We start from the raw sequence: 14,037 nt of genomic DNA, 5'->3' as shown, positions 1-14,037 counted from the left end.
GCAATGTCAAATTACGTTTTAACTATCTTCTTATTTTTCGTTTCCCAAACCCTTACTCTGGGCCAAAACGTAACTGGTACCTCAAGATTAACACAACAACCCGTTTTAAGTCTCGAGAAGATTTACATTCAAACAGATAGATCAATTTATGTTTTTCCAGATACAATTTGGTTTAAAGCTTGTTTGGTAAATGCAGAAACAAATACTCCGTCGGAAGTTAGCGGACTGGTATATGTACAAATGGTAAATAATGCTGGTGATGTTGTGCAAACCCTTTGTTTACCCACAGCTGGCGGAGTTGCTTGGAGTGGCTTCGACCTTAATAACTGGAAATATAGACCAGGTACCTATACACTAATAGCTTATACCAATTGGATGCGCAATTTTGGTGAAGCCACTTTTTTTAAAAAGCAAATTACCATACTAGATGGAGCTGATGCCGAACAAGCTATTTTGGATACAGCAACAAAAAATACAACAGTTTCTAGTAGTAGCATAATTTCTTCTCAAAAGAATAAAACCGATCCTGATATTCAGTTCTTAATAGAGGGTGGTACTTGGCTTACAGGAAAACCTCAACTAATTGCCTTTAAAGCTATTGGTAGCAATGGGATTGGCTTAGCCATAAGTGGAGAGATTGTAGATAGCCGCAAACAGCGAGTTGCTAAATTTCAATCTAATAGCAAAGGCATGGGAGTTTTTACATTAACAGCCCAAGAAGGAGAAAACTATACGGCACAAATTAAAACAAAAACTGAAAATTATACTCAAAAACTTCCTGTAGCTATTACCGATGGTACAGCACTACAATTACTCCATAGTTTCAGTTCAGATACCATTTCCATATTTGTTTATAGTGAACTAAAAAATCAGATATTAACCCTCTCTGGCGAAGCAAGAGGAAAGAAATACTTTATTACCCACATACTGGCAAATAAGAAAGAACGAGAAGTTCATATTGCAAAAAATATTTTTCCCCCAGGTGTGTGCAAAGTAAAGTTACAGGATGCTACAGGGAAGATACTCAACGAACGAGCTTTTTTTATCCATACAAAAGATAAGCTACAAATAGACATAAAAGCTGATAAACCATTTTATACCACTCGTGAGAATATTGTGCTAAATTTAGACATACATGATATTATAGGGCAAGTAACAACAGGTTCTTTCGCAATGGTAGTAACCGATGATGGACAGGTAGAGAAAGATAGTAATGAGTGTAACATTTTAACTTATTTACTTTTAACTAGTGATATTAAAGGAGAAATAGAAAATCCATCTTATTACTTTGAAACAGCTAACGAAACAGCATACAACGATTTGGATGTTTTATTATTAACGCAAGGCTGGACAAGTTATTCCTCAAATATAGCTAAAGAACCTCAGTTTAAACCTGAAAAGGAGTTTACTGTAAGCGGTAAGATTACTAATGTTATGAACAAACCATTAGTAAATGCACAATTGAGTTTAATGAGTTTTCGCAAAGGTTTTGTCATGCTCCAAGCTAAAACTAATGAGCAGGGCGAGTTTACATTTAGAGATTTTCCGGTATTAGATAGTGCGTCTTTTTTGCTCAAGGCAGTAAATGTAAAGGGCAAAACGGGAACCTTGGGCATCAACTTAGCGCCTTTTGGCAATCTGAATACTTTTCCTAAATTGAAACAAAATCAAGTTAGAGATACTCTGCCTATTACCGACACAATAGTAAAAAAAATGCTAATGGTTAAACAGCAGGAATATCGAGCTACCAATGGTGCAAAGGTGTTAAAAGAAGTTACCATTGTCGGTAAAAAAACCGTAGGAGGATCAAAGAATCGAAACGGTGCGGGCAATGCCGATATTGTGCTGAATGAAGAGGATATGGCTAAAACACCAAAGAAAACACTCATGGATTTGATTAAAGAAAAAGCTGAAAAATTTTATATTAATTATAGAGGATTAGATGGATTATATACATTCAACAATAAAACTTTAAGCGTTTATATAGATGGAGTTAATATTTATACGTTAAATCGAGGAGGTTGGAAATATATTGATCTTATGAATTATATATTAGAAGCCTATTCAGCAGAAGATATTAGAGGAATTGAAATAATGACTTCATGGAAGTATAGTAAGAATGTGGCTTATGTTGAGGTAACAACCAAAACAGGTCTTGGACCATATTTGCCAAATCAAGCCTTCATGATAACTTTTAGACCTCCAAACTATGGGAATTACAAGAGTTTTTATAACCCAAGATATACAGTCGCTAATAAAAATAACACATCACAGGATTTTAGATCTACCATTTACTGGAATCCGCACATCCAACCTAACCAACAAGGTAAGGCTAAGGTGTCTTTTTTCTCTAGTGATAGAAAAGGTAGTTATACCATTTGGATTGAGGGTACAGATTTGCAAGGTAGTTTTGGGATGAAAGCCTTTAAAGTGAAAATTAATTAAAAAAATATTTTGCACAAAAATGGGCTTGCGTATATGTTTTAACTATCTTCTTATTTTTCGTTTCCCAAACTGGAGAATACGGTAGTGATGACCACCTAATTCCGTGGCAATTTGACCACCATTAATTAATTTAAAATTGTGCGCTAATTTACTAGTAATATACAGTTTAAAGTGGTTTAATAAATCCGAAATGAATTGGCTTCCATTTCCGAAATGATATAATCTCCAAGACCGAAATCTTCGGTAATAGTTTTAATTACTTCAATTTTATTTACATTTACTCGGTCGTGTTATATCATGGATTATAAAAATATTTAAGAATGATTGAATGCTGTTATGAGTGGAGAATACGGTAGTGATGACCACCTAATTCCGTGGCAATTTGACCACCATTAATTAATTTAAAAATGCATCCTAATTTACTAGTAATAAACAATTTGAGTTGGTCTAATAAATCCGAAATGAATTTACTCCCATTTCCGAAATGATATGATCTCCAAGACCGAAATCTTCAACTGTACCCGATAACGGCAATAAATTTTCCAAGATTTGGTTTTAGAATTTGCTCGATTAATCTTGGCGCAAGTTCCTCCAGCTTATTTTTAAAATATTTATCTGTATATAACTCATCAAAGCCAACTAGATTTAGATGGATGTTTTTGCCATCAGGTAATCCTGTTTAATATCGGGGTGTTGCAAAGCGCCCCTAGACAAAACTAGCCTCTAAGCTTACGGCTTTAAAATTATCGAGTCATGTGTTTATAAATTAAATGCTAAGGGACTAAAATAGGTTACAGTTATCCAGATCAATTGCTGATCCGAATCTTTGTTTCAAATTCTAAAATGTAACCGACTTAAGGGCTAATACCAATGGCTGTTAGGTAAATATCGCTAACTTTAATTGTAATAAAGTGTCCCGTTATTCAAAAATCTACAAATCCATGAATAAAATGATAATGCCTTATAAAAACAAAAAAAGCTATGGCCTTAAACGTGTTTGTTGTTTTGATACAAGCTGCTGTATGAGGTCATATCAGGAATGGGGGGCGGGGCGAATCAGTCTGGACATCAGGGAATCCGAAACCAGAATGGAATTTATTGAAGGAGAGACAGTGGCACAAAAGCCATTCAGTATGCAGTCAGGTGTTTATAAATCCATCAGACATTATAATATAATATTTAGGCATAAATAAATGAAAAAAATCACACTGCTATTTGTCTGCTTTGCTGAAATAATAATTGCACATGCACAAGACCCTTCAGGCACACCTTCAGTTCTACCTCGTCCTGATTTCCATTTTAAAGGGCAGGTAGGTCGCACCTATCTTGAATCTGACCCGCCCCAATTTCCGCAACCGGTAAAAGCGCCCAAAGGTGCTCCGAATGTTGTATTAGTCCTGATTGATGATGCCGGTTTTGGGCAGTTCAGCACCTTTGGTGGCGGAGTGCCTTCGCCAACTATGGATATGCTGGCTAAAGAAGGTATTCGTTATAACCGCTTCCATACAACAGCACTTTGCAGTCCAACTCGTGCGGCATTAATTACAGGCCGAAATCATCATACGGCTGGTTTTGGTACCATCAGTGAAGGTGCTACCGGTTACGACGGGTATGTTTGTGTGCTGCCTAAAAAATGTGGTACCATCGGCCAGGTATTACAGCAAAATGGTTATATGACTGCCTGGATCGGTAAAAACCACAATACACCACCATGGGAAGAAAGTGCTGCAGGGCCTTTCGATCATTGGCCAAATGGGTTGGGCTTTGACTATTTTTATGGGTTTAATGCCGGTGATATGAACCACTGGAACCCGATATTATATGAGAACAGAAATCTTGTGCCAGCTTCTACAGACCCGAATTATTTTTTAACGGATGATCTTGCTGACCATGCGATTTCCTGGGTGCGCAAAGTGAAAAGTATTTCGCCCGACCGTCCTTTCTTTTTATATGTGGCTCCCGGTGCTACACATTCACCGCACCATGCACCGCAGGTTTGGATTGATAAATTCAAAGGCCAGTTTGATATGGGTTGGGATAAATACCGCGAAATGGCTTTTGAACGCCAGAAAAAGCTTGGTGTTATACCAGCCAACACAAAGCTTACGCCGCGGCCTGCAGGTCTGCCTGCCTGGGACTCATTGAATGCGGATCAGAAAAAATTATATGCGCATATGATGGAAGTTTTTGCGGCTTACGGGGCTGAATGCGATTACGAAATTGGTAGGATTATGGATGAAGTGAAAAAACTACCGGACGCGGATAATACTATATTTATTTATATAGCAGGGGATAATGGCGCCAGTGCAGAAGGAGGTATTGAAGGTTCAGTAAACGAAAATTTATTCTTTAATGGCTTTCCCGAAAAATGGGAAGATAACCTGAAAGTAATAAACGAGCTTGGCGGACCCAAGCACTATAATCACTTCCCTTCTGCCTGGGCCTGGGCAATGGATGCTCCTTTTCAATGGACGAAACAAGTAGCCAGTCACTTTGGTGGTATGAGAAACCCAATGATTATTGACTGGCCTGCCCGTATTAAAGATAAAGGTGGATTGCGCAGCCAGTTTATTCATACCATAGATATCGTACCAACATTATATGAAGCAATCGGCATAACCCCTCCACTTGAATTGAATGGAGTAACACAGAAGCCTATTGAAGGTATCAGCTTTGCCTACACTTTTAATAAAGATGGCAGCAATGCCAAAGGCCGTCGCCAGACGCAATATTTCGAAATGGGCTCGGCACGTGGCCTCTATCACGATGGATGGATGGCATCGGCAATTTCATTCCCACCATGGCAACCGTTACGTACCGGTTTTGACCCGGATAAGCAGAAATGGGAACTATATAATATTGATTCTGATTTTTCGCAAGCCGATGACCTTGCTGCAAAATATCCTGAAAAGCTAAGGCAGATGCAGGACATGTGGTGGGCAGAAGCAGCACGGTACAATGTACTGCCGCTGGACTGGCGTGCCGCAGAACGATTGAATGGCGAAGCAATGGGAAGGCCAAGCCTTGCAGGCGATCGTAAAACATTTACTTATTACCCGGGTCAGGTGGCATTGCCTAACGAAGCTGCGCCACGTACCTTAAATAAATCTTGGAGCATCACCGCTAACCTGGACATTCCTGACGCTGGGGTGGAAGGTATGATTGTTACACACGGCGGCATTATGGGTGGTTATGGATTATATATTAAGGATGGAAAGCTGACTTTTGTATATGACTACCTTGGTCTTGCCTGGACTAACGTTACCAGCAAATCAACTTTGCCTAAGGGAAAAGTAAAGGTGCAGGTAAATTTTAATTATAAAGGTGCGCCAGGGGAAGTTGGCAAGGGTGCTGAAGTTAACCTGATGGTAAACGGTTCAAAAGTAGCAGAAGGCACCATCCCGAAAACCATCCCAATACAATACTCGCTGGGAGAAGGCATGGATATAGGTATCGATTATGGATCTGCCGTTGACTTTACCTACAAACTCCCATTCAAGTTTACCGGAACTATTAACAACGTGGTATTCGACATGAAATAAGTTCATAATAAATCAAAAAAAATGAAAAAAATCCTTCTCACAATATTGCCGATCCTGATGATTATCGGGATAACTGCATGCAATCAGAATCAACACAAAACTATTAGCTATTCCGATTCAACCACTACAGAAGTTACAGAAACCAGTTCGGTTAAGAAAGACAGTATGCCGCCTGGGCCGGTGCCTAATACCATTTATACTGAAGAATATGTAAAAAGTATAACGAAACTTGTTTACCTGTGGGCCTGGCCTATGGTTAATGTGCACAACAGGGTTACGTTGCTAAGCGCTGTGAAAGAACCCGTGTATGTTGGCGGCGTAATACCCACCGCACCAATCGGTCGCCTGTGTTTGCTTAACGATTACATTAAGCCCGACCAACGGACGATAGCTTGCCCTAACCAGGATGTGGTATACGGCGTAGGTCCATTTGATACACAACAAGAACCTACAGTATTGCAAGTGCCCGATTTTGGCAAACGTTTTTGGGTGTACCAGGTTAGTGATCAACGTACAGATGGCTTTGCTAAAATAGGGCAAATGTATAATACAAAACCCGGTTTTTACCTCGTAACGGGTACAGACTGGAACGGCAAAGTTCCAGATGGCATTACCGGGGTCATTAAATGCCCAACAAGGTATGGGCTTATTCTTCCCCGTGTTTTTCAATCAGATGATCCGGCTGATAAAGAAGCCGTGCAACCTTTGATCAATCAAATCAATCAGTATCCGCTGAGTGAGTTCGATGGCAAGATGAAAACAGTAGTTTGGAGGAATACGAAAAAGACACCACCAGATAATTCAGGAGGAGGTGAAACCAAATGGGTAAAACCTGAAACTTTTTTTGACCAGCTACCAGATATCGTAAAGGAAGTTCCGCCACAAAATGGTGAACAAGCATGGTATGCACAGGTTAATGGCTTGCTGGCTGCGATTGCTAAAAATCCAAAGCTCAAACAAATTGCACGGCAAGCGGCGATTGATGCCGACAAAACGCTTATCGATCCTTTACTTCAATTTGTAAATGTGGGTTATCCTGTAAAGAACAACTGGACCACCCAAAGTAATGGAGCACAGTTTGGAGTAGACTATCTCACCAGGGCGTCCTGTGCCAAGGCAAATATTTTTGTCAATAAACCCTTTGAAACAAAATATTTCTACCAAGACCTTGATTCTTCCGCGGCAAGATTGAACGGAAATAGTAAATACACCATAACTTTTGCCAAAGGTCAAGTACCACCGGTAAAGGGATTCTGGTCGCTGACTATATACGATAAGGAGCATTTTTTTGTACCAAACCAGTTGAACCGCTATTCACTTGGAACAAAAAATAAAACGCTGAAAACGAACCCAGATGGCTCACTCACTTTATATGTGCAAAGCACGCCACCATCCGCAGATAAAATGAGCAATTGGCTGCCTGCTCCTAAAGCAGTATTCTCGTTGTATGTGAGGTGCTATTGGCCAGATGAGAGTGTTATAAAAGATGAGTGGACGCCGCCAGCTGTGGTTAAGGTGAAATAAATCATCCGAAAATCCCAACTTAAAGAAGGACTATCGACGGCTGATAATAAATTATTGTTCCCATGATGTCGCGTGTATAGCAAATATAATACGTTGTGGCGTGGTATAAGTGTTTATAATCAACTATAAATTTTTTAAGAAATATATCTCTTTCAAATCGTGCGTATTTGAATAGGATTGCCTATTAGTATGCTATAGATGGATTATTTTTGTGTTGATTCATGTTTTTAGGAGGCTGATTTAAAAGGTAGCCTGAACGGTTCGCTGTGTGCAATCATCTGCCACCATTCCCAAAATCGCCAGGGTTTTATCGTAAAGGTGCGGTATAAGGTGGTGTTTGGGTTAGCAGGATTTTTAGTTTTAAAATGCTCGAAACGTCGCTTAGTAGTTTCAAATGTTTGGGTCGGGCCGCCTTCCTCAGTAAATTCAAAACTAGCATCTTTATTCTGGTAATGAAGAAAACCTTTACCTAATTCAAGCATAAATTGCTCAAGTTTGTTTATTATGGCTGTTTCAAGATCATTCTCAGAGTAATGGTAATCGTCTTTTAAATCAAGAAATTCCAAAATGTAGGGCGACTTCATAGCGTCGATTGGGGATTCGGATAATTCGCCGAGAAGGGATGATCTGAATAATTCTTCCTTTTTCTTGCTAATAGCCAATCGTTCAAATAGGGAAGAGTGATATTGCCGTTTTAACTCCCTGACACCCCAGCTGCTTGCGAACGTTTCTATTTCATAGAAATTTCGTTCCTCTAAATTCTTTATTTTTAATAATTGTACATAATGGGACCAGCTTAATTTGAATGGGTTTTCAGAAATCCGAGACAGCGTCTCGGATTTTCCATATTCAATGTAAAACAATCGCATGTTCTCCAAATTATTAACAGAATAACCTTTGCCGAACTCTTGATTGAGCTTTTCGCTCAGTAATTTTAAAGTCTGTTTTGCATAGCCGGCTCTTTCTAGTCCATCTTGTTCATCTTCTACTATTATTCTGCCGATTTGAAAATATGTAAAAACTAAAGCTGTATTTACATAGTTTATAACGGATTTCCGAGATTCTTCTATTAAAACTTTTACTGATTTGAATAGAATGCCTACTTTATTATCTTCCATTTTTTTATTTAATAGTGTCGCTTAGTATTTCTCCTGCAACACATTCATGTTGTTGCTAATTTTTAGCCTTGTTATTTTAGCATAAATTTGTGTGGTTCGAAGATCTTTGTGCCCGAGCATTTTACTAACTGTTTCTATAGGAACATCATTCTCTAGAGTAACAGTAGTAGCGAAGGTATGTCTTGCAGTATGTGTGGTTAGCTTTTTGTTTATTCCGCATATGTCAGCCACCTCTTTTAGATATGAATTATAGCGTTGGTTGCAATTGATAGGTAGAAGCTTTTTCTTATTTATACAATAAGGATGATTTTCATACTTTTTGATTATTGCAAGTGGAATAGGTAAAAGTGGTATGATCTCTTCCGTTCCAGTTTTGGCGCGTTCTTTAGAAATCCAAAGTTTACCGTCTATTGCTTTGAAAATGTTTTCTTTTTCTAGAGCATAAACTGTTTCGTATGCAAATCCAGTGAAGCAGCAAAATATATAGGCATCTCTTACTTCGCTTAGTCTTGGGTTTGATATTTCCTTTAAATACATTGTCATTACTTCATGCATTTCTAAAAATTCTCTGTCTGGATCTTTGTAGGAGCACTTAAACCCGTTTATGGTATTATGAGAAATCCACCCTTGGTCAACTGCTTTTTTTATTACTTGCTTTAGTGTTTTTACATATTTATAGCTGGTATTGCTATCAAGTCCTTGAACAATTAAATAGTGGAAGAAATCCGATGCAGTAGAATATTGAATTTCATCAAGGTTAATATCTAATTTGTTGGTTTTAGCTTTTAGAAACGAAATAATTTTTTCTCGTAATCTTTCATACCTTTTAAGTGTTCCAGTAGAACCTTTGCCCATGCTTAATTTTTCTGAAAATGCTCCATTATGCAAATCAAAAGCTTGCATTAAAGTTTGTTTTTCGTATCTGGATTAAGCGATTCCTTTATCATTAAAGGAGTAACGCATTTATGAACTGTCGATAGTTGAATGTAGTGCTTTTCTATTTCAACCCTTGTATTAATAATGTATGAATTGATTGCTTTAGCATCTGGGCAGGTTTTTAAAGCCATGCCAGTTTGAGCATGCCAATGTTCGGGGCGTATTTTTCTACCTGTTGAATAATTGTCTCGTAATCCATTGACAGTTATTCTAACATAAATTGTTACAAAACCGTCAATGGTTTTGTTGCTTCTTCTAAGCCAAAATAAAATTGATAACTCTTCATTAATTTTCATAACCATTTTTTTAAGTAAAACATGGTTCTTCATTTGAAATGCTAATTCAGCAGATTGGATCTGTTTGAATTCGGTTACACAATTTCGGAAAAAACAATGGATCAAGCGGAAAAGTTGGGGGGGAGTATTTTTTAGGCATAAATTTTCGATAGTCTAAATAAGAAAAAATTAATATCCCTAACGCCTCTTGAGGTTGCTCTAAAAGCTTTGATCTTTGCATTGAAAGATTCTGCAGAAGCATTCGTGGCTCTGTTAATAAAGAAGTTTAGGATATATAGGTAATGCGATTGAATTGACCTTGCAACAGTTCTAAAAGAATCAATTTCACAAGCTTCAACCTCATTATACCATATTGCCAATCTTTTAAAAGCCTGCTCTTTACTTTTACACAGTCTGAATATATCTCCCAATTTTTGGGCTATAGCATACGCCTTCTTTAATTTGGGGTACCTTTCGAAAAGTAGGTCTGCTCTAAGTTTCTGATTTGTAGTCCATTTTGAAGGATGCTTAAATAAAAGATATCTGCTGCGTGCGAGCAATTGCTTTAATGTATCTCCATTGGCTAATACCTCTGGTTGATAAGCAGTATTGTCCTTCTTTGCCTTGGCAATAGCCTCATTTTCTGCATCAATAGCCTCCCAACGATACTTTATCCTGACTTCCTGAACAGCATCATAGGCTAATTTTTGAACATGAAAACGGTCAATTACGCGATGCGCATTTATAAAGCATCGTTTTATGGCCAATTGCATGTTAGCGGCCATATCCATGGTTACTTCCTGTACGCGTTTTCTTAATCGCTCAGGAATCTTTGTCAATACCGTGATAATGTCTTGGGCAACTGTTCCTTTAATCATGGCTACAATAGCGCCTTTCCTGCCTTTAGCCTCTTTATTGGTTACAACAGTATAAAGTTCTCCATTGGATAAAGCTGTTTCATCAATACTGAGCCTGGAACTCACATTCTTTACAAAGATAGCTTTGGAACTAAATCTACACAAGATGTTCAGTTTGTAACAACCTGTTCAGGCTAACTAAATTATTTGCTTAGTCCACAACTTTTGGATCAAGCGGAAAAGTTGGGGGGAATAGAATAATTTCTTTTTTTTGTAGTCAATACTAATTACAAATTTCCTTGAAACAAGCCGAACAAACCCTTATCAGTTTTTTATTACCAGAAGGTATTCTGGATTATTTCGAACTACTCAAAGTAGAGAAAGAGTTAAAAGAATTCCATATCTATCTGGAAGAGAAGAATATTGCACCTTTGGGCTATCAAATAGCCGAACTTGAATCAAAAGGATTTCTTCCAGAAGTTGGCATTCAGGATTTTCCCATCCGTGGGCAAAAAGTTTGCTTACGCATCAAAAGGCGTAGATGGACAGTAAAAAAGACTGGTGATATTATTAGCAGAGATTGGGATCTAGTAAGAAAAGGGGCTCGAATGACTACGGAATTCGGTCTTTTTTTAAAAGGAATATTTGGATAATCATCCTATTAGCTGTTATCATTTAGGTCATTATTTCCAAATTGATGGTAAACAGCTTCAGGAGCAGTATAAGGAACACATTAGTGATTATGGAAGCTGGGATCAAAAGACGCATGCCGATGATTGGATGCTTTTTACAAAGAATGTGAGTTCCAGGCTCAGTATTGATGAAACAGCTTTATCCAATGGAGAACTTTATACTGTTGTAACCAATAAAGAGGCTAAAGGCAGGAAAGGCGCTATTGTAGCCATGATTAAAGGAACAGTTGCCCAAGACATTATCACGGTATTGACAAAGATTCCTGAGCGATTAAGAAAACGCGTACAGGAAGTAACCATGGATATGGCCGCTAACATGCAATTGGCCATAAAACGATGCTTTATAAATGCGCATCGCGTAATTGACCGTTTTCATGTTCAAAAATTAGCCTATGATGCTGTTCAGGAAGTCAGGATAAAGTATCGTTGGGAGGCTATTGATGCAGAAAATGAGGCTATTGCCAAGGCAAAGAAGGACAATACTGCTTATCAACCAGAGGTATTAGCCAATGGAGATACATTAAAGCAATTGCTCGCACGCAGCAGATATCTTTTATTTAAGCATCCTTCAAAATGGACTACAAATCAGAAACTTAGAGCAGACCTACTTTTCGAAAGGTACCCCAAATTAAAGAAGGCGTATGCTATAGCCCAAAAATTGGGAGATATATTCAGACTGTGTAAAAGTAAAGAGCAGGCTTTTAAAAGATTGGCAATATGGTATAATGAGGTTGAAGCTTGTGAAATTGATTCTTTTAGAACTGTTGCAAGGTCAATTCAATCGCATTACCTATATATCCTAAACTTCTTTATTAACAGAGCCACGAATGCTTCTGCAGAATCTTTCAATGCAAAGATCAAAGCTTTTAGAGCAACCTCAAGAGGCGTTAGGGATATTAAGTTTTTCTTATTTAGACTATCGAAAATTTATGCCTAAAAAATACTCCCCCCCAACTTTTCCGCTTGATCCCAACTTTTGTACATGATCCAAGGTTTGTGAAAACGTGCGAAATTTGGCAATTCCCTAAAAGCAAAAACCCTGCTCATCGATGCGATTGCAGGGTTTTATACATTTTGATAGTCTTTGGTGTGATCCCGCTGGGATTCGAACCCAGGACCACTACATTAAAAGTGTAATGCTCTACCAGCTGAGCTACGGAATCTTACTTCGATTAAAACAACGTTGTGTGTTTCTTTTAAAGTGATGCAAATATAGGGCTATAAACCATTGCCTGCAAATAAAAATTTAAGAAATCATGTTATGCACTGGTTTATAGGGAGATTAATTATTTGCAGCCTTTTTTGCGACCTGAAAAACCGTTGCTATCCATTCGAAAGAGTGGTTTTTGCGGTTAATAATTTTTAAAATCGAGGTTAAAAAATCGCGTTTCGCATAAAAACTGATTTTTTTTCACAATCAATCCCATTCAGGTCAATGTATAATTAGGATATACACACGCACAATTCTACAAGATACTAGATTGCGGCTTAATTCGTTATTCTTTCGGTGTTTGTTCGGAGTATGTTCGGACTTGCTTCGGAGTTGGTTCGGAACATACCGAAATTGAAGCGGTCAGATACCAAGTAAAATCCCTAATTAATTCGTAATTTTTATATAGAATAGGATGGCACAATCAAAAGATGGAGCATTGGGTCGCTTTTTAGGAAAGCTTGGACCGGTAATTGGATATGAACTAAGAGGGAAGAACTTCATTAGGAGTTTGCCAACACCCACTAAGAAGAAACCCACGCAGGCACAATTAGCCAATCGCGAAAAGTTTAAAATATTGCAACAATGGCGATCGGTTTTTACCCCCGTGTTTGCCATTACATTTAAAAATCATACAAATGAACGTTCGGCGCAAAATGCTGCTCATGCTTTTAACGCCAACATAGTAAAGGGCGAATATCCCAATTTTGTAATCGATGCTTCTGAAGTTGTAATCAGTAAGGGGGATTTGCTGGGTCTGCCTGAACTAAACATGCAGGTAACCGAAAAAAAACAGTTGGATTTTAGCTGGCGCAACAGTTTAGAACGGACTGCTTTGCAAACAGACCTTTTAACCGTGTTGATTTGGTACGATCAAAGCGAGACTTTTGAAGCAAATACTGCTATTGCCGAACGATTTAAACAAAGCTTTAGTTATACATTGAGCTATGCTAACGAATGTACCTTTGCTGATGTTTACCTCACCGTTCTATCAAACGATCGGGAGCGTGCCGCAAACAGCGTTTATATGGGGCGTGTTATGCTCTAAATTTTTAGCCAAATTGTAAGTATGCAGTTTTTCAGCGCCATACGTCCTTCTATTTTCATGGGGGGAAGGGGGGATGGTTGTTTGTAAAATTCTGTTTATTAGTTGTTTATGTTTTTTTTCTTGCTAACCTGAACTCGATTATTAGTTACAATAAAATTTTCGAATGTCTATGAAGTTGCCTTTCGAGAATGTACTAAAAAATCATCCCCCTAGCCCCTTCAAAGGCTATCGTGTGGACACATCTTTTTAGATTTTTACAAGGAATGAATGTAAGTTTACTAAAAGAAATGGTCTCAGTTACTCCCTTTCCCCACTGCACAAACCTTTCCTGCCTCCAAGCCGGCAAGGCATCAAACTTTTGAGGCATCAAAAGTATGCAAAAATGCTTGT

At 38.2% G+C, this 14,037-nt stretch carries 10 protein-coding genes and 1 tRNA gene; 6 read left to right on the top strand and 5 right to left on the bottom strand.

Annotated features, from left to right (window positions below):
- The first annotated feature begins 3 nt into the window (after positions 1 to 3).
- The 3 genes from ACJVDK_RS05020 to ACJVDK_RS05010 all read left to right on the top strand — a co-directional run bounded on the left by ACJVDK_RS05020 (position 4) and on the right by ACJVDK_RS05010 (position 7,511).
- A complete protein-coding gene (locus ACJVDK_RS05020) occupies positions 4 to 2,445 on the top strand; it encodes a hypothetical protein (RefSeq protein ID WP_443939197.1) in 2,442 nt (813 codons plus the stop codon).
- A gap of 1,193 nt (positions 2,446 to 3,638) precedes the next feature.
- Positions 3,639 to 5,987: an arylsulfatase gene (locus ACJVDK_RS05015; RefSeq protein ID WP_443939196.1), complete on the top strand. Its 2,349-nt coding sequence runs from the start codon at positions 3,639 to 3,641 to the stop codon at positions 5,985 to 5,987.
- 57 nt (positions 5,988 to 6,044) lie between these two features.
- Positions 6,045 to 7,511, top strand: coding sequence for a DUF1254 domain-containing protein (locus ACJVDK_RS05010; protein ID WP_443939195.1), 1,467 nt, complete (start codon positions 6,045 to 6,047; stop codon positions 7,509 to 7,511).
- A gap of 227 nt (positions 7,512 to 7,738) precedes the next feature.
- Here the strand turns inward: ACJVDK_RS05010 and ACJVDK_RS05005 are convergent, their stop codons facing one another.
- The 4 genes from ACJVDK_RS05005 to ACJVDK_RS04990 form a co-directional block, all read right to left on the bottom strand.
- A complete protein-coding gene (locus ACJVDK_RS05005; protein ID WP_443939194.1) occupies positions 7,739 to 8,629 on the bottom strand; it encodes a PDDEXK nuclease domain-containing protein in 891 nt (296 codons plus the stop codon).
- Between the two features lie 21 nt (positions 8,630 to 8,650).
- Entirely contained in the window at positions 8,651 to 9,532 is an 882-nt protein-coding gene (locus tag ACJVDK_RS05000; protein ID WP_443939193.1) for a site-specific integrase, read from the bottom strand.
- A complete protein-coding gene (locus ACJVDK_RS04995) occupies positions 9,532 to 9,861 on the bottom strand; it encodes an Arm DNA-binding domain-containing protein (RefSeq protein ID WP_443939192.1) in 330 nt (109 codons plus the stop codon). The genes ACJVDK_RS05000 and ACJVDK_RS04995 overlap by 1 nt, the downstream gene beginning before the upstream one ends.
- A 131-nt stretch (positions 9,862 to 9,992) precedes the next feature.
- On the bottom strand, positions 9,993 to 10,862 hold the full coding sequence (locus tag ACJVDK_RS04990) for an ISAon1 family transposase (RefSeq protein WP_443939191.1): 870 nt from the start codon (positions 10,860 to 10,862) through the stop codon (positions 9,993 to 9,995).
- A 134-nt stretch (positions 10,863 to 10,996) separates the two neighbouring features.
- Here ACJVDK_RS04990 and ACJVDK_RS04985 point away from each other — a divergent pair, with 134 nt between their 5' ends.
- Complete coding sequence (locus ACJVDK_RS04985; RefSeq protein WP_443936584.1) at positions 10,997 to 11,350, top strand: ISAon1 family transposase N-terminal region protein; 354 nt, start codon at positions 10,997 to 10,999, stop codon at positions 11,348 to 11,350.
- Entirely contained in the window at positions 11,343 to 12,326 is a 984-nt protein-coding gene (locus ACJVDK_RS04980; protein ID WP_443936583.1) for an ISAon1 family transposase, read from the top strand. The genes ACJVDK_RS04985 and ACJVDK_RS04980 overlap by 8 nt, the downstream gene beginning before the upstream one ends.
- A 153-nt stretch (positions 12,327 to 12,479) precedes the next feature.
- On the opposite strand, the gene ACJVDK_RS04975 is transcribed toward ACJVDK_RS04980, so the two are convergent.
- Positions 12,480 to 12,552, bottom strand: a tRNA-Lys gene (locus tag ACJVDK_RS04975).
- Between the two features lie 462 nt (positions 12,553 to 13,014).
- Between ACJVDK_RS04975 and ACJVDK_RS04970 the strand changes: the two genes are divergently transcribed.
- Complete coding sequence (locus ACJVDK_RS04970; protein WP_443939190.1) at positions 13,015 to 13,647, top strand: DUF6266 family protein; 633 nt, start codon at positions 13,015 to 13,017, stop codon at positions 13,645 to 13,647.
- Positions 13,648 to 14,037: the final 390 nt, after the last annotated feature.

It is taken from the genome of Pedobacter paludisoli (assembly GCF_052344095.1).
In the GTDB taxonomy this organism is placed as follows: Bacteria; Bacteroidota; Bacteroidia; order Sphingobacteriales; family Sphingobacteriaceae; genus Pedobacter.
The sequence above is the reverse complement of the archived record's forward strand: the minus strand, read 5'-3'. Positions and strand labels throughout refer to the sequence as shown.

Coding starts and splice junctions, on each gene's coding strand:
- ACJVDK_RS05010 (WP_443939195.1), top strand. CDS start 6,045: ATGATTATCGGGATAACTGCATGCAATCAGAATCAACACAAAACTATT.
- ACJVDK_RS04970 (WP_443939190.1), top strand. CDS start 13,015: ATGGCACAATCAAAAGATGGAGCATTGGGTCGCTTTTTAGGAAAGCTT.
- ACJVDK_RS05015 (WP_443939196.1), top strand. CDS start 3,639: ATGAAAAAAATCACACTGCTATTTGTCTGCTTTGCTGAAATAATAATT.
- ACJVDK_RS05005 (WP_443939194.1), bottom strand. CDS start 8,629: ATGGAAGATAATAAAGTAGGCATTCTATTCAAATCAGTAAAAGTTTTA.
- ACJVDK_RS05020 (WP_443939197.1), top strand. CDS start 4: ATGTCAAATTACGTTTTAACTATCTTCTTATTTTTCGTTTCCCAAACC.
- ACJVDK_RS05000 (WP_443939193.1), bottom strand. CDS start 9,532: ATGCAAGCTTTTGATTTGCATAATGGAGCATTTTCAGAAAAATTAAGC.
- ACJVDK_RS04995 (WP_443939192.1), bottom strand. CDS start 9,861: ATGAAAATTAATGAAGAGTTATCAATTTTATTTTGGCTTAGAAGAAGC.